The sequence below is a fragment of the Anaeromassilibacillus sp. D41t1_190614_C2 genome (assembly GCF_015558525.1).
GTDB lineage: Bacteria > Bacillota > Clostridia > Oscillospirales > Acutalibacteraceae > Anaeromassilibacillus > Anaeromassilibacillus stercoravium.
On the sequence record NZ_JADMOD010000016.1, the window covers coordinates 21,055 to 37,856 of the forward strand.

A 16,802-nucleotide genomic window follows, 5' to 3' on the forward strand; every position below is an offset into this window, starting at 1 on the left:
GCGATGGAATGGCCGAAACGAGCGCGGACAGCGGACTGGAAAAACGGTGTCCTGACACTGGATGGAGAGAAACGGTTTGAGATCCCGGAGCTGACTATGGACCTTATGGAGCGGCTAGCCAGCTACGTCCTGGTGGGTTTCCATGTGAAGGGTTGCCCGGTAACGGATACTCTGCTCGCTCCCTTTGCCAGACATAAAAGCATGGTCAACTTCGGCGTGGAGGACGGGGCGCTCACCGACGCCTGCTTCCCCGCCTTTTCCGCCATGCCTAAGCTGCGCTATCTGCTGTTGGACGGCAATGCCGCCATCCACGGTGACGGCCTGGCCGCGCTCCAAAACTGCAAGCTGGACCTTCTGACCCTCAACCGCACCGGGCTGGACGATGCCGGACTGCTCCAGGCAGCCTCTATCCCCAAGCTCTCCCACATCCAAATCGACCATACCGCCGTTACATACGAGGGCCTGCTGGCCATCGCCGGCAACAGCCGGATCGAGCCGGTGGCCCATGTGCAGTTCACCAAGGAGCAGATGGAATACTTCTCCCAGCTCCAGCGGGAGAAGGCCAAAAAGCCCGTCCAACTGGATGAGCAGGCGGCGGAGGAATGCCGCAGGGTGCTGTCCGCTTTCTTTGCAGAAATGACTGCGTGGGAGCGGTATATGGAGCAGGCCGAGTTTGGGGATGCCGAGGCTGTGTCCCGCTTACTGGCGATCTGGGAGAAGTATGTGAGCGAAAAGCCCCGCCCGGGCTACCGGCCCCTGGGCCTATCGTACAGCGTCCAAGGCACCTACAAGGACGAGCAGTTTCTGGACGCGGAGCAGCTCACCCGGAACAAGCTCTACATCTACACCAGAGAGAAATACACTGGCTTTGACCGCCGCTTCCTCATGAAACGGGTGGGCGAGGGCTGGAAAATCGACGCGGTGCAGGAGCGGCTGGACGGCTGGCAGCGTGTGGAATTGTGAGGGATACAAAATGACATCGAAATTTGAAGCATCCGGTTTAGATGGGCAGTGTGAGTTGTTTGGCGTGAACATTTTCAAGTACCGCTGGTTCGACTGTCGGGGAACAGCAACGGTAATCGATCCCCATTATGGCACGGAAAAAGTGTTTCATGTCTATGAGGTGGAGATTGGCGGACATGAAGAAAATGCTGTCCCAAATCTCGTGATCGAGGGGTAAAAATGCACTTGACGGAATATCAGGAAGCAGCACTTTGGAGCGGCACGGTGTTCCGCTTTCCCGCGAAATATCCTTTTGAGTCCACGGTGGATTTGATGGTACACGGCGCTCCGTCCGGGTGGGTGTTCCTTACGGATATGCCAAGGACAGCAAAGCCGTGTACTATGAGAACTTTGTCGGCAAGATCAAAGTCTTGAAAAAGGCTGACCCTGTTACCTTTGTTTCCAACGATGACGGCTATTTCGGATGGGATGCCAAGCACTTCTATATCCAGAATAAACAGGTGACGGAAGAAGAATGGAACCAGAAACAACACTGACGGGAAAGGACGAACCCTATCCCCGCCCCCTGCGGCTTTGCGCGGGATGAGAATGGCGTATTCCAGCAGATCAAAGACTGGAAACCACAACAGGATGAGGAGGAACCTGATATGGACATTTTGCAGCAGTGCCAGAAATGGCATGAAAACGACGAATTTCAGAAGATTATCGACGCATTGGAGGCCGTTCCCGCCCAGGAACGCACCCCGGAAATGGACAGCGAGCTGGCCCGAGCCTACAACAATCTGGCGAACCCTTATGAGCCGGGGGGCCGGGAACTGCTCAAAAAAGCCATTGCCCTGCTGAAACCCCACGGGGAATATTTTGAAGGCGACCATCTCTGGAACTTCCGCATGGGTTATTCGTACTTCTATTTGGATCAGGAGGGCCGGGCCCTGCGATACTTTGAAAAGGCCCTGGAAGCCCGTCCTGGCGATGAAGACACCAAGGAGTTCATCGAATGGTGCAAAAACCGCATTTCTCTTCCTCAGTTTAGTGAATGCTTCCGGGAGCGGACAGAACTGTGGTGGGAGACCTTTGCCGAGCAGGAGGCGGAGTTCCGCCAAATGATGGACGAGGACAAGGACCACACGCGGGGCCAGGGGCTGGTGGACCAGATGAAGAAATCCCTTAACCTGGTCTTTGACGAGATCTGCTTCGAGATGGGTTTTAACGGTGAGAAGTATGAGTTGATCCTCACCCCGGAGGGGGACAAGGTCAAGCTGTTTGAGCTGGTCTATTTCCAGAAGCACGCCCCAAAGGAGGCGCTGGAGCACTGGAACATCTTGGTGGGCCGCCAGCGCCTGGGGAGCATCGGCCTACGCACTGACGACGGCTGGGACATCTCCGGGGCGGATGTACAGGTCTGGCTGGAGAATCAGGGGGAAAACAATTTTGCCCTCTCTGCCTACTGCGAAAAGCTGCTGCCCATGCTCCAGGAGGAGGAAGGCAGGGTCTGGTGGATGCTCACCACCCTCACCGATCAGGTGCTGGGCGAGATCCCCCACATGAGATATATAGACAGCTTTGATGTGCTGGAGGCGCCCAAAGAGGAGCCGCCCATCCCCATGTTCCAGCTGCCCGCCAAGCTGAAGGAAAAGGGCTTGGATCTCTCCGCCGACCCGGAGGGCTATCTGGAGAGTTACCTGGGCTATCAAATGAATCCCAATGAAGACCCAGATGCTGACTGGCGGCTGGATGTGATAGTGGGTTCCACCTGCTGTGTCCCTCTGATCAACGGCTATCTGGGCGCAGACGACGACTTTATGGACAACCTCCACGCGGACGGCGCGGTGGCGGGCTTCTTCTGCTACCCGCTGGACACCCTACGGGAGGAGGAAGGCAGCCAAAAGATCTTCGACTTCCGGGAGAAGCTAGAGGAAGCACTCACTGCCGGGGATGGTCCGGAAGTGCTGACCCTCACCGGCGGGGCCACTGGCCTCTACTGCGGCTATGTGGACTTCATCGCCTGGGATCTGCGCACCGCTTTGAAGGCCGCGAAGGAATTCTTTGAGGGCAGCGATATCCCCTGGGCCAGCTTCCACACCTTCCGCCGGGAGGCTGGCACGGTGGGCCTAAAAAGCCCTTCCGAGGACGAGCCAGATTGCGAAGAGCAGGAGGAAACGCTGACGGGGATGGACTACATTCCCTATACTTCTCAGAACGCGGAGGCATTCTTCCAGCAGCTGGAGCAGTGGAACAATGAGGACGAGTACACTCGCTGTATTCAGGCATTAAACGCCATTCCGGAAGATTGGCAGAACTACCGAACCGCCTACGCCCTAGCGCGGGCGCTGGAAAACTACGCCATCCTGGGTGACCATCAGGAGGGCACTCCCCACTACAAGGGGGACAAGGCCCTCCTTCGGGCCATTACGGTGCTGGAATCCGTCCAGGAGGAGGGTCAAAACAAGGCGGAGTGGAACATGCGGATGGCCTATGGCTATCAATATCTCTATGCACAGGAAGAAAAGGCCATCCCCTACGCTCAACGGTGGGCGGAACTGGACCCAGAGGATGAGGATGCCCAGGCGGTAATCCGAGAATGTCTGGAAGAGATCCAAAAACGGCAGCACAGGGCCAAGCGCCAAAAGGAAGCCAAATTTGTATGCGGCGATATTCCCTTTGAAGGCTTCGATTTTACAAATTTCTGGGACGATGACGAATACGCCTTGAAGGAATATGTCAGCGATCCGCCTTCAGACGAGTTGATTGCCAGTGTGGAGGAAGAATTGGGCTATAAGCTGCCCGCCTCCTACATCTGGCTGATGAAGCAGCACAACGGCGGAATGCCGGTGAACACCTGTTATCCCACGGACGAACCCACCAGCTGGGCGGAGGACCATGTGGCCATCACCGGCATCTTCGGCATCGGGCGGGAGAAAGCCTGCTCTCTGTGCGGCGGCCTGGGCAGCCAATTCATGATCGACGAGTGGGGGTATCCGGCCATCGGCGTGGCCGTCTGCGACTGTCCCAGCGCCGGACATGACATGATCTTCCTGGACTACCGGGCCTGCGGCCCCCAGGGGGAGCCCGCCGTTGTTCATGTGGATCAAGAACAGGACTACAAGATCACCCCTCTGGCGGACAGCTTTGAGGAGTTCATCTGTGGCCTGGTAAACGAGTCCGCCTATGATCTGGATGCGGACGATGATCCCGACGACAATGAGGATGCAACGGATGAAGAAGCCGAGTCCGACCACAAGGGCGTCTTTAGCGGCTTTGTCCTTCTCTCCAAAGGGAAATGGGACAAGCAGCAGTTTATCCGGGATATGAAGGAAAAGTGGGACATCACTGTGGAGGAAGATGAGAATAAGAGCGACCATGCGGTGGTATTCGATGTAGGAGATATGATCGCCGCTGTCAGTCTGATGCCCTATCCCATTCCGGGCAGCGAGGCAGAGACGAATGCCGAGAACAACTATATGTGGCCGGATGCGGTCAAGGCAGCCAAAGAGCACAGCGCCCACATCATGGTGGCAGTGCTGGGCAAGGAAGAAGATGTCCTGGAGAAGGGTAAACTCTACACCAAACTCGTGGCTGCCTGCTGCCGTCAGAAATACGCCACTGGCGTCTACACCAGCGGTGTGGTGTTCGAGCCCCGGTTCTATGAGGGCTTTGCTGATATGATGAAGGAGGGTGAACTGCCCATTTTCAACTGGATCTGGTTCGGCCTGTACCGGGATAAAAGCGGGATGAACGCCTACACCTATGGCTTGGATGTATTCGGTAAGGACGAGATGGAGGTGCTGGGCACCGATGCCGAGCCGGGTGATCTGCGGGACTTCCTGGCCAGCCTGGTTTCTTATGTGCTGGAAAACGATGTGGAACTCCACACCGGGGAAACCATCGGTTTCTCGGCGGACGACAAGCACACCATTACCCGTAGCCCTGGTGTAAGCCTGCCGGAGGAACAGATGACCCTGAAAATTTCCTGGGAATCGTCGGACGGCGGCCCGGATGACGATGGAAAGGAAGGCCCGGACGGCGAAAAGTCCCAGGATGCGGATGAGCCTGGTGAACCCGAGGTCTACACCGAAGAGGAGATGGAGGCCATCGAAGAGCATATCCAGCAGTATTTTGGCAAGTTCGAGAATGTGTTTCATGAGCTGGCTTCCCCCGACATCCATGTGGACATCTGCATGGTACCTCCCTCTGCGGGGCGGGACTACTACACCCTGGTCACCATGGGCATGGGCGCCCACCGAATGAATGTACCGGAGGAACTGGCGGAATACAATTTGGAGCGGGCAGAACTCGCCATCGCCCTGCCGAAGAATTGGAAGATGAAGCATGAAGATCTCAAGGACGAGCGGTGGTACTGGCCAATCCGCCTGCTGAAAGTCCTGGCCCGTCTCCCCATTGCCAGCGACACCTGGCTGGGCTTTGGACACACCATGGACAATGAACAGCCATTTGCGGAAAACACGAAGCTCTGTGCTGCCATCTTGACCGGCCCTCAGGGCACGGAGGATGGCAGCGAGGTCTGCGCCCTGCCGGGCGGCGAGGAGGTCAACTTCTATCAGGTGATCCCCCTTTACCGGGACGAATTAGAGTATAAACTGGCCCATGATGCAGATACCCTGCTGGACAAAATGTCAGGCATCTGCTTTGTTGTGGAGCCCGACCGCCAGGATGCCATCACCAGAGGCACCCTTTGCAGCGGGGATGACGAGGACGACTATGTCGTGGAAATGGACGACGGGGCCTATCACCTGGAGACCATCCAGGAGAAAAATCTGCCTATGGACGAGATCAACGCCTACAACCACATGGCGATCTACCTGCGTTGGTGCATAGAGCGTGACCTGATGGGCGAAGAATTCCTCGCAGAATATGGCGCAGTGGTCAAACAGGTCAAGGCCGATCCTGACAGTGTGGATCTGCGGGAGTTTATCCGGGATAAGTTGGACAGCCAGCTCGTCGGTCCCCTGTTCAACAAGATGGGCCGAGCATTTGCCTCCTACTACTATGGGGAGCTAGACAGCCCCTATTATCCCAGCGACATCGACAATTACGCCATCGGTATCATTGGGCAGGAGCGCAATTACTCCGACGAGATCCAGGACGAGGCATACCTGTTTCTTCCCTTTGACGAGGAATATTACCGGGCCATGGCAACGGTGATCGAAGAACGATTCGTCAACTGGCAGGGGCAGGACTATGACGAGGACACCCTGGAGCCCTCCGATGTGGCCCAGGCCATCATGGAGTATCTGGATTGCGAGTGCACCTATTTTCCCTCTATGAAGGACGACGACCCCATCATGGCGGCGTACAGTTATGCCAAGCGGGACAGCTCCCATGAGGGCTTTATACCAGTGCTGATCAAGCCGGAGGAGTCTCTGCTGGAGTGCCTAGTGATGAACGCCGACCCGAAAAATGATGCAGACTATTATGAATTTGACCCCAAAACCGTAGTGGAGTACCGTAAGAAGATGCTCTCTGCCCCCATCAAGGACGGAAAGGCAGTCCTTGATGCCCTGACGGATCAGCGCAAGGCAGAAGCCGAGGATGACGATATGGATTGGAAGGAGGAGCGCCTGGGCGAGATGGAGGGTGGCTATGTCAACTGCCGCTTCTCCAGCTACTGGGACGATGATACCGAGATGACCTATCCCCTCATTCTAGCCAAGATCCCGGTGAAGAACCCCTGGGAGATTTTTGCCTACCTACCCTTCGGCAACTGGAATGAGTGCCCCGGCACAGAGGATCTCATGGCCGTCGCCAAATACTGGTTCGAGCAGTACAGCGCTGTACCTGGCGCGATGTCCCACGACGAGCTGGAATTTAACCTCCCGGCTCCGGTTGCTGAGGACAGGGCCATGGATGTGGCCGTGGAGCAATACGGCTTCTGCCCCGATGTGATCGACCAGGGGCCGGAGGACGCCACCGTGGGCACTTTAGCAGATGTGTTGCAGCAGTCCACCGTCTGGTACTTCTGGTGGGATTGATCGGATGGTGTTTCTATGAACGAACACCTGAAACAATACATCAAACTCCAAAAGCCATTTCGTGTCACCCAGGGAAACCCGGACAGTGTCTGCGCCCTCTACGCTTTCAAAGACGAGTTGGAACAGTCCGAAGACAAACAGGCTAAGGAAATACTGGTGGATGTGTACGACCTGCTGGGTTTCAAAAAAAGCGCCTACGACCTGCTCTGCCAGATCGGAGACCGCTCCGATAAAAAGATCCTCAAGCGGCTGGGCACACTGAAGGACTATTCGGAGAAATGGGGAAATCACTACGCCCTCCCCAAGCCAAAAACGCCGGAGGAAAAAAGGAAAGAGAAAGAGCGGTGGGCCCAGCTGGGCCTGCCCGCTTTCCAATATCATCCTGACCCTCTGGATACCGGGGCCTTTGAGGAATCCCAGGAGGGCGTTGTCTGCGACTGCTGCGGCAAGACTACACATATCTTCTATACAGCGCCCTTTTTCTCCGTGGAGAATATTGCGTATTTGTGCCCTGCGTGCATCGCCAGTGGCGAGGCCGCCCGGAAATATCATGGCAGTTTTCAGGACAACTACTCTTTGGACGATGGCGTAGACAATCCAGAGAAACTGGATGAGCTCATCCACCGTACCCCCGGCTACTCCGGCTGGCAGCAGGAATACTGGCGGGCCCACTGCAACGACTACTGCGCCTTTCTGGGCTATGTAGGCGCCAGAGAACTGCGGGCAATGGGCGTGTTGGAGGAAGTGCTGGACGACCCTATGTGGGACGAGGAGCAGAAGGATATGATCCAGGAATCCGTCAATGGTGGGCATCTGCAATGCTATCTGTTCCAGTGCCTCCACTGCGGAAAGCACCTGGTCTGGATGGATTTCGATTGAGGAGGTTTCCGCACCCATGGAAAAAATCTTTCTCATTCCTGCCACGAACAAGCAATGGCGAATCGAAATAGATGGCCAAACCATCCGAACCTGCCTGAACGGCGGGAAGGTCAAAGAGCTGGTCTGTGACTCTGCCTTCCAGGTCAAAAGCAGGGCCGCCAGCGGCAGGAACTGTCCAATGGCAACTGTTCCGGTGAGATTTACATAGCCATCTGGGACTGGTGCGAAAGTGAGCTGGACATGGACGTCCGCTTTCCTGCACCCCAGACAGATAACACCCTGGACTGCGTCCTGCTTGAGGGGAGTTGGCAAAGGTACTGCTGGCGGCGCTGGAGGAGCAGGGTCTACCGGAGCTGGCCGCCGAGATCGCCCCGGACTGGGATTTGCCCGCCGAGGTGGTGCAGAGTGGGTTGGAAACGCTGCGCTCCCATTTGGAACAGGTGCAAGGTGATACCGTTCTGCTGTATGAGATGACTTGACAGGGCGAGGCCCCATAGAATGTGAAAAGAAGGTGTTTGGAAGATGAGAGAGGTGTTTACTATCGATGGCCGCCGCTTTTCCAATATGGCTGGCTTCTACCGAGAGGCGGAGTGGGTGTTCACCTGCGGTTTAGACTGGAAGATTGGCCGGAACCTGAACGCATTCAATGATATTCTCCGGGGCGGTCTTGGGCGTCATGGGTATGGCCAGCCCATCCATATCAAGTGGCTGGCCTATGAAAAAAGCGTCCGTGATCTCGGCAAAGAGACCATGGACACCATTGCGGAAATCATTTTGGATACGGACAATTCCGGGCACGACTGTACCCTGGAACATCTTTGACCGAACAGAAAAGGAGGCACACCATGGGACTTGACATCTATGCCGGGACACTGACCCGGTACTATTCCCACAACTGGAAAACCGTTGTTCAGCAGTGGGCGGAGAAAAACGGATATTCCTTCAGCAGGATCTCCCCGGATGGGGAGCCCGCCGGCAACGAGGAGGAGCTTTCCCCAGCGGAGGTCCAGGCAACAGTGGAGAACTGGCGAGATCAAATCTTGGACGCCATTTCTCAGCCGGACCAGCCGCCCTATGCCCCTTGGCCGGAGGACAATGAGAAACCCTATTACACAGACAAGCCCGATTGGGATGCCTTGGGCGCTATGCTGCTTGTAGCCGCCTGTCATACCTATGGGCAGCCGGTGCCGCCCACTGTAGAAAAGGACTGGGATTTTGGGGAACATCCCCTGATCGCCCGCCTTGCGGAAGATCCGGAGCGGGTGTGGTCCCTGTTTCGTGGGGCCACCTGGTGGATTCCCCTGTCAGACAGCTTTATGTTCCAGGCGCCCTTGCCCACTGACGCCCAAACCATAATTGGTACCTTGGGTGGGTTGCGGAAGGAACTGGAGAAACTGAACCAGCTGGCGTGGCGGGCCGATGAGGTCACCATCCTCCGCTGGACCGAAACCGAAGGCTACCCAGTGGATGGCACCATAGGCCCGGACGGGCAGTACAGCAAAGCGGACATTCCTGAACATACCCAGTACGATACCCAGTCCCTGGCCAAGTTCTCCTTCTCCATGTTTTGGCAGGCTATGCGGTTTGCAGAGGAGCAGCAGGTGCCCATCCTGCTGAATTATTGATGAAGTTTTGAGCGGAGGCCGATTCCATGGAGCAAAACCACCCATCCGATAATTTGCGAATGCCCTGGCCTACCTGTGGGCTGGGCCTGGGTGAAAAAGAGGGGAAGCGGCCGAAGAAGGGCGACTTCCAAAGGAAGGGAAAAATGGCCTAACTTACCTGGTTTGGTTTGAGCGAATCCGCCACAACTATCTGGACTATGAGAACAGCCATGGAAATATCGAGGTAGGCTTCCACTATACAATTTATCAAGGGGATGACCTCCCTTATTCTTTCGCCATGGAAGTGCCCACGGGTGGCACCCTCTTCCAGCTGCTGACAGAGGACCTACAGCTGGACACATAGATGCTGGATACCTTCATCCTGCTGGTCCAGGCCAACTACCTGGATTATATCGACCTCTTTGAGGCTGGCCGGGCGAAGGCGCTCCAACCGGTCTGCGCTCCCTTTACTCAGCCGGAGGACTACAGCTGGACCATTCAAGTGAAAGAGCGGATGATCGAGAGCTATGGAACGCCGGAGCAGCTGGCGGAATACCGGCGGCAGGAGGAATTGCGCAAGATGCCGGAAAACAAAGTGCGCCAGTGGATGGGGGCACAAATCTTCCATTTCTCCCATGCCCACTATGTGGATCATGACTGGGCTGCGAGCCGCACTGTCGAGGAATTGGATGCCTTTATAGAGGACTTTGTCCGGGCGAAAAAGCAGTATGACACATGAAGCGCGGAGAACGAGGCGGACTATCAACTCTACCGTCAGGAAACGGATACGGAAAAGCGGACTACCGGGTCTGGTGCCTGATCGGCCACTCCCGTAATCTGCCTAAGGAGATTGTCCATCAAGCGTTGCAGTTTAGATTCAAGTTATCCCAGACAAAAAGGAGGAAAAGAAATGAGCGATGAAGTATTCCAGCAAAATCTGGACAATGAAAGAGGCCTTCGGCCCGGCGGCCCCTTTCTCATCCAGATGCTGTTCAAAGAGCCGGTGGCAATGCCCGGCAAGGATGAAATGACCGCTGTGATCGAAAAGCATATCGGGGCGGTAGAGTGTTTCTGCCACAATGATAAGACTGCGGGCTTTGCAACCTTGGAGCATATTGCGGAGTTCAAGGATGGCAAAGGCCCTGCACAGCTCATGGTGATGGGTTGTACCAGTTTTAAGGGCGATGGATTCGACGCTTTCCTGATGAGCCAGATGTGGGACTGCCAGGAGGATCGGGAACGGATTTTCCAAGAGTGCCAGTATCAGGTCGTAGCCATTGATATGCTGGCGGCGGCGCTTCCGGCCTTGGAACGGGCAAATCTGGATGCTGACTTTTTAGACGCTCTTGCAGAACTGTATCCCACCTGTGAGGCATTCTACTTCCAAAATTGCGGCAAGCTCTTTCTGGCTGAGGATGTGCGTTCCCACCAGATTGAGGGACCGGATCGCTTCATTCGCTTCGGGGTCAATGTCCGTTTCTTCAACATTCAGGGCACCGAGGATATGCTCATCGACACTGTGGGCATGAGCACCCTGTTCTTGCCGGATCTTCAGTACCACTTCCATGGTATGAACCCCAACTGGGTGGTGAACCATGCCTACAATGTGGCGTCATATATCCTGGCAAATGACAACCCTGTTGAGGACGGGGAAACCATGGACGGTATCATGGATGGTCAGATAAGCTGGAGGGTTCAGTGGAAGTGCCAATATGAGGACGCGCTAATCCAGCCGCCCAGAGAGGTGCTGGATATCAACATGGGGAAATACGCCTCGGGAGGCCGCTGATTTTTTTATGCAGTACGCCAAACTGTCTATGATAATTCGAACGCTTTAATCTTTGCTGGGGTTGACATTGTAGCGGTCAATCGCACACAAAATCAGTATTTCATTGGGAATAGGCTTTTCGAATATGCCGAATTGAAAATGCTGGCGGATGCAGTTGCATCTTCCAAAATTATTTCTGCAAAAAAGTCGGAAGCTCTGGCACAAAAGCTGGGATGCTTGACGAGTATCCATCAGGCAGAATGGCTCAAGGGGTTTGTCAGCTTATCCAGCTGTATGAAGCCAGGCAATGAAAAAGTCTCCTACATAATTGACAGTATTCAATCTGCTATTTTGGATCACCAGCAAATGGAATTTCCATACTTATGAATACATTTCCTTTGCCTCATTCCTAACTTCCACTAATTTATTTGCTGAGGTTTTTAGCGCCCCCGGTAGAACCGGGGGTTTTGTCATGCTGTAACCGACATAAGAAAAGCCGAAAGCCCTAAATAAATCAAGGCCCTCGGCTTTTAATCCGGCATCGTCCCTGGCAGGATCCGAATCATTCGATTTTTAGGAGACGGTTGCCGCATATAGGAAGATATAAAATGGTTTGTTTTTTTGATATGGATTCTGATTTTTCTGTTTTGCCACGCAGTGCATTCCGTGGGTATCATAAAATGAATAATTGCATCCTGTATCGGTATATAGAAAGAAGTTTTTATGTGCAAAATATGCCTGTGCCTTTTCAAAGAGTGCTGTTCCAATCCCCTTCCCCTGCAAACTTGGTTCCACTGCAAAAAGTGTGACCTCCCCATCAAATTGGCGCCCACTCTCTTTTAACAGTTTGGCGCACAGTTGGTCGTATTCCGCCATTCGTGTCCGCATAACCTCAACGGCCTTTGTATGTAACTTCTGCGGAAATTCCACTTTACCCAACCGAATGGGGTTCAAACAGAATTTGTCGTCTATGGCCAAAAAGCCGGCGATCTTTTGCATCCAAAGGGCCACCTGCACGGATGTTGAATGGCTTAAAGTATTCAGCAGGTATTCCCGCGCCATGTGCCACCCAATTGTATGGCCTCCACACATGGAATCCATCTTCCATACTCTCTCCACAATCCGTGTCAAAGCATCCAGATCCCCGTCTTGCATAGCACGGAACTGCAACATAGAAGAACCTCCTAGATCCTCTTAAGATATTATTATCTTACAGCATCTTTTGTTCCTTCAAAGGACCATCAACCGGTCTGTTTCTCCTCATGGAAACGTCTAAGCTGCCGTTCCTTTGTCATTAATCCCTGCTCATACCGCTCAATTTTCATATTCAGCCGGTCCAGGGACTTTTGCATATCTTCCATACGGGCAAGCAGCTGCTCCCTCTGTTCGATCAATAACGCCTTGCGGGTATCGATCGTATCGTCGCCTTGTTGGAATAAAGCCACATACTCGATCAAAGCTTCAATCTGTACGCCGGCCGCCCGCATACATTTCATCAATTCCACCCAGCCGCAGGATTCCTCATCATAATCCCGAAGGCCGCTCTTTGTGCGGGGCACGGGTGGGATCAACCCAATACGTTCATAGTAACGTAGGGTATCAGCGGATATTTCATATTTTCTGCTCACTTCTGCAATCGTCATATAAATTTCTCCTGGTTCGTTCTGATTTTATGCTATTCTAAGGGCCTGCCCATTTTCGGATTGCCTCCACAGAGGCCAAAAATCTGTTCCCCTGGAATTGGATGCCAATCCCTTTTTCTACCTTCGCCCTGTGGAGCAAGCGGCCTCGACATCCTCTTCCGCATGGCCTAGCCATCCGCTATTGGTCATAGGCGAATCGCCCGTTAAGTCGGTATCCACGGTTTCAACGCCGGCATATACCCATGCTCTACTTCTTCCCCTGCTCCACCACAACAGTATGGCTTTTCTCATAGAAAGTAACGGTCTAGATCTCCACCATATCCATATAGCTGCCGACGCAACATCTCTGCCGCCTGCTTAGTGTGCCCTGTGTAGGATCCGTGCGTTCACTTCTACGCCCTTTTAGGAACTCCATTTAATCTCCTGCTACAGGGATTCCCTCGGATTTTAGCCAAGCGGCAATTTCTGCACGCGCTGTACCAACGGAACTTCCACGGACCGGCAGCCCCTTTTTCAGAGCCGCTGTTGGGCACAACCCTCGGATATCCGCTTCACTATGGCCCATGCCACTACCTTCGTTCGTACAAAATGGCAGGATGGTTTTTCCAGCAAAATCGTACGACTCTAAAAAAGTCCACACTGGCATGGGCATGGTTCCGCACCAATTTGGATACCCCAAAAAAATGGTATCATAGGCGTCCCAATTTCGAACACAATCCAATATCTCCGGACGGGCCCCGCTTTGCAGCTCTTCCCTGGCCTCGGCTACACATTTGCGATAATTTTCCGCATATTCCCTTGCGGGTTGAATGCAAAAGAGATCCCCTCCGGTCAGATTTTGGATCTCTTTTGCTGCAACTTCCGTATTTCCTACAGGAAGATCCAGGATCTGGCCATTGACATAGTTTTCGCCTTTGCGGGAAAAATACGCAATCAAATATTTATTCATAGCGATCGCTCCTTCTTTTCGGATAAACCATCGGGGACAAGTCCGCCTCAAATGGCTGCCTCCCGTTCTTTTCCTATTAAGACTAACACATGCAGCGCACTCCATGTCAAGTAATCTTAAAAATATTTCATTTTTAAACAGGCACTGCCTACCATATGGTACTCCGTCAAGCTTCCTTTTCTGCTGCATCGTTGACACAACGCAAGGCATTGAGGCTGCGTGGATAGCCGATATAGGGCAAGCATTGGGAAATAATGCTTATCAGGAAGGCTTTATCATTTCCAATACGCATATTGGCGGCTGCATGGCTGGTGAGCTGCGGCTCACAGCCCCCCTGTGCGGCTAAAAAGCAGAAGGTAATCATCTCGCGCTGCTGATAGTCGAGCCCTTTTCGGGTGTAATAGTCCCCAAAACAGTTGTCTGCCAGCCAACGATTGATATGGCGGCTCTCCTCCGGGCCAGACCGATAGAAGCCACGCATTCCCTCACCAAAAATGTCCACCTGTACCTGGGCCCCTGCCTCTAACCGGTTCTCCATAGTGGTTTCCGCCTGCCCCTCCAACGGAAGCAGAACACCCTCGGATATTAGGCATGCATTTACTGCGTCTAGGAAGGGATACACCCGCCCAATCCCCAAGTAGGCAACAGACTGATAAACAATTTCCTTGATCTCGACCGGTGTAACACCAAAACGGAGTGCCGCCGGCACCATAACTTTGAACATATCCAGCCCTTGGCAACCCAAAAGCGCTGCTAAAATTGCCATGAAACGGGTGCGTCCATCCAAGGCGTCCTGGTTCACAACCTCATCAAAAGCGAAGTTGGTAAACCTCTCTATGAATTCTGGATCTGTTTCCGAGAGCTTTGATGAATACCCAGGAATCATTTTTTCCAGGTACCGTTTTGAAAATTCTGTAATTGCCATATTCCGGATCTCCTTTCACACATAGCCGGGGCGTTGGCAACATACTCCCTTGCATAAATCTCTTTTAATAAGACTTTAGCATTTCGAGTGTACTCCATGTCAAGAGGAGAATGCAAAAATTATGCTTCCACTTGACAAAAAAAAATTTGGAACTATAATTAGTTTTAAATAGAACAGTTTTTATAGAAACTATTTAACGTATGACACCAAGGGGGATTCCTATGTGAGCCAAAAGAGCAATTTCCTGGTAAATATCCGGCGGATTATCAAGCTGCATGAGACTATGCTAAAGCAAATCTGCCAGGATTATCACCTTTCTTTAATTGAGGCAACAATCATCAGTTTCTTGTACAACAATCCTGGAAAGGACACAGCCGCAGATATTGTAGAACTACGTATGTTATCCAAAGGGAATGTATCCCAAGCGGTGGAGAGTCTGATTCAGAAATCGATTCTTCAGCGGAAACAGGACACGGAAGACCGAAGAAAAATTCATCTCTCTTTAACGCCAGCCGCCCATCCTATTACACAAGAATTGGAAATCATCAGCAAAGAGTTCCTCGAAGAGGTCTTTTCCGGCCTATCTCAGGAGGAGTTGGAGCTGCTGGAACGGATGAATGATCGGATTATAGAAAACACAAAAAACGCCATAGCAAGGAGAGAAAAGCTATGAATGAGGAAAAAGATTTTTTGGAAAAAGAACCGGTTGGAAAGCTTTTGTTGCGCTTAGCCCTTCCTACGGTTACCGCACAGATCATCAATATGCTTTACAACATTGTCGACCGTATGTACATCGGCCATATTCCTGAAACAGGGGCCATGGCTCTTACAGGAGTAGGAGTCTGTATGCCATTGATTATGATTGTGACGGCGTTTGCAGCATTTGTGGGATATGGCGGCGCGCCAAGGGCTTCTATCTTTATGGGAAAAGGCGACCATACCTCTGCGGAAAAGACGCTAGGAAACTGTTTTGTCATTCAGATCTTGATTTCCATCTTACTAACAGCGGCCCTCTTGCTTTGGAACCGTGATTTCCTCATGGCGTTTGGTGCCAGTGAAAATACCATCCAATATGGTGTCGACTACATGAACATCTATGCGATTGGCACTATTTTTGTCCAGCTTACCCTTGGGATGAACGCATTCATCACCGCGCAAGGATTTGCCAAAACAGGGATGCTCTCTGTCTTGATCGGTGCTGTCGCCAATATCATCCTTGATCCCATTTTCATTTTCGGATTCGGGATGGGCGTCAAGGGCGCTGCCCTAGCAACTATCCTCTCGCAGGCTATGTCGTGCATATGGGTTTTAGCCTTCCTGTTTGGCAAGAGGACACATCTAAAGATTAAAAAAGAAAATTTGGGGTTGCAGGCAAAGATTGTTTTGCCTAGCCTTGCACTTGGATGTTCTACTTTCGTTATGCAAGCAAGTGAAAGCGTTATCTCTGTCTGCTTTAATTCATCGCTGCTGCAATACGGCGGTGATATCGCTGTAGGCGCGATGACCATTCTAACCAGCGTCATGCAGTTCGCTATGCTCCCTCTACAGGGGCTTGGACAGGGCGCACAGCCCATTATCAGTTACAATTATGGCGCTGGTAATGTGGAACGGGTAAAAGCAGCTTTTAAACTTCTATTGAAAGCCAGCCTCTGCTATTCTATATTGCTCTGGCTCTTTGTAATGTTCTTCCCACAGGCGTTTGCCGCCATGTTTACTTCGGACGCATCCCTGATGGAGTATACAAAAACTGCGCTGCGCATCTATATGGCTTGCTTGCTTCTGTTCGGTATTCAGATGGCCTGCCAGATGACATTCACCTCTTTGGGAAAGGCAAAGGCTTCCATCCTTGTGGCGGTGATGCGTAAGTTTATTCTGTTGATCCCGCTCATCTATATCATGCCAACGCTCTTCACTTCCAACCAAACTATGGCGGTGTATATGGCCGAACCCGTTGCAGATTTTCTTGCGGTCAGCTTTACGGCCATCCTTTTTACATTCCAATTCAAAAAAGTGATCGCGCAAATGACCACCTCTTCTTCATCCAAAAAAGAACATGTTACAATATAAAAGAAATGGGAAAC

Annotated in this window: 17 protein-coding genes and 1 pseudogene; 14 read left to right on the forward strand and 4 right to left on the reverse strand. The window is 52.7% G+C overall.

The genetic code is table 11. The features are described 5' to 3' along the window. The first annotated feature begins 3 nt into the window (after positions 1–3). From I2G69_RS11815 to I2G69_RS14465, 12 genes and pseudogenes are all read left to right on the forward strand, one after another. Positions 4–963 carry an NTF2 fold immunity protein gene (locus I2G69_RS11815; RefSeq protein ID WP_195560821.1) on the forward strand — a complete coding sequence of 320 codons (960 nt, stop codon included), beginning with the start codon at positions 4–6 and terminating at the stop codon, positions 961–963. Between the two features lie 10 nt (positions 964–973). Continuing rightward, positions 974–1,180: a hypothetical protein gene (locus I2G69_RS11820; protein WP_087234700.1), complete on the forward strand. Its 207-nt coding sequence runs from the start codon at positions 974–976 to the stop codon at positions 1,178–1,180. A 157-nt stretch (positions 1,181–1,337) separates the two neighbouring features. Next, positions 1,338–1,499, forward strand: coding sequence for a hypothetical protein (locus I2G69_RS14310; protein ID WP_207726798.1), 162 nt, complete (start codon positions 1,338–1,340; stop codon positions 1,497–1,499). Between the two features lie 111 nt (positions 1,500–1,610). Beyond that, on the forward strand, positions 1,611–6,953 hold the full coding sequence (locus tag I2G69_RS11830) for a suppressor of fused domain protein (RefSeq protein WP_243254962.1): 5,343 nt from the start codon (positions 1,611–1,613) through the stop codon (positions 6,951–6,953). Positions 6,954–6,968: 15 nt separating this feature from the next. Continuing rightward, positions 6,969–7,832: a CbrC family protein gene (locus I2G69_RS11835; protein WP_191395767.1), complete on the forward strand. Its 864-nt coding sequence runs from the start codon at positions 6,969–6,971 to the stop codon at positions 7,830–7,832. Between the two features lie 16 nt (positions 7,833–7,848). Next, positions 7,849–8,040 (forward strand): hypothetical protein, encoded by a 192-nt coding sequence (locus I2G69_RS11840; protein WP_087234697.1) that lies wholly within the window; start codon positions 7,849–7,851, stop codon positions 8,038–8,040. Between the two features lie 97 nt (positions 8,041–8,137). Further along, the gene (locus I2G69_RS14575) at positions 8,138–8,311 is read left to right on the forward strand and encodes a hypothetical protein (protein WP_242969706.1); all 174 of its coding nucleotides are present in this window, start codon (positions 8,138–8,140) and stop codon (positions 8,309–8,311) included. 43 nt (positions 8,312–8,354) lie between these two features. Further along, entirely contained in the window at positions 8,355–8,654 is a 300-nt protein-coding gene (locus I2G69_RS11850; protein WP_191363183.1) for a barstar family protein, read from the forward strand. A 23-nt stretch (positions 8,655–8,677) separates the two neighbouring features. Next, positions 8,678–9,457 carry a hypothetical protein gene (locus tag I2G69_RS11855; RefSeq protein ID WP_195560822.1) on the forward strand — a complete coding sequence of 260 codons (780 nt, stop codon included), beginning with the start codon at positions 8,678–8,680 and terminating at the stop codon, positions 9,455–9,457. 343 nt (positions 9,458–9,800) lie between these two features. Next, a complete protein-coding gene (locus I2G69_RS14580) occupies positions 9,801–10,175 on the forward strand; it encodes a hypothetical protein (RefSeq protein WP_442858895.1) in 375 nt (124 codons plus the stop codon). 171 nt (positions 10,176–10,346) lie between these two features. Continuing rightward, positions 10,347–11,225: a DUF4261 domain-containing protein gene (locus tag I2G69_RS11865; RefSeq protein WP_087234694.1), complete on the forward strand. Its 879-nt coding sequence runs from the start codon at positions 10,347–10,349 to the stop codon at positions 11,223–11,225. 9 nt (positions 11,226–11,234) lie between these two features. Continuing rightward, positions 11,235–11,585 (forward strand): annotated as a pseudogene (locus I2G69_RS14465) (hypothetical protein); the annotation flags it as partial. Between the two features lie 192 nt (positions 11,586–11,777). Here I2G69_RS14465 and I2G69_RS11875 read toward each other — a convergent pair. The 4 genes from I2G69_RS11875 to I2G69_RS11890 all read right to left on the reverse strand — a co-directional run bounded on the left by I2G69_RS11875 (position 11,778) and on the right by I2G69_RS11890 (position 14,721). Continuing rightward, entirely contained in the window at positions 11,778–12,377 is a 600-nt protein-coding gene (locus I2G69_RS11875) for a GNAT family N-acetyltransferase (protein WP_087234693.1), read from the reverse strand. Between the two features lie 68 nt (positions 12,378–12,445). Beyond that, positions 12,446–12,847, reverse strand: coding sequence for a MerR family transcriptional regulator (locus I2G69_RS11880; RefSeq protein WP_195560823.1), 402 nt, complete (start codon positions 12,845–12,847; stop codon positions 12,446–12,448). A 415-nt stretch (positions 12,848–13,262) separates the two neighbouring features. Further along, positions 13,263–13,796: a flavodoxin gene (locus I2G69_RS11885; protein ID WP_195560824.1), complete on the reverse strand. Its 534-nt coding sequence runs from the start codon at positions 13,794–13,796 to the stop codon at positions 13,263–13,265. Positions 13,797–13,962: 166 nt separating this feature from the next. Continuing rightward, positions 13,963–14,721, reverse strand: a complete 759-nt coding sequence (locus I2G69_RS11890; RefSeq protein WP_087234690.1) for a carboxymuconolactone decarboxylase family protein — start codon at positions 14,719–14,721, stop codon at positions 13,963–13,965. Between the two features lie 223 nt (positions 14,722–14,944). Between I2G69_RS11890 and I2G69_RS11895 the strand changes: the two genes are divergently transcribed. Continuing rightward, the gene (locus I2G69_RS11895) at positions 14,945–15,394 is read left to right on the forward strand and encodes a MarR family winged helix-turn-helix transcriptional regulator (protein WP_087234689.1); all 450 of its coding nucleotides are present in this window, start codon (positions 14,945–14,947) and stop codon (positions 15,392–15,394) included. Continuing rightward, entirely contained in the window at positions 15,391–16,788 is a 1,398-nt protein-coding gene (locus tag I2G69_RS11900; protein WP_087234688.1) for an MATE family efflux transporter, read from the forward strand. The genes I2G69_RS11895 and I2G69_RS11900 overlap by 4 nt, the downstream gene beginning before the upstream one ends. The last annotated feature ends 14 nt before the right edge of the window (positions 16,789–16,802 follow it).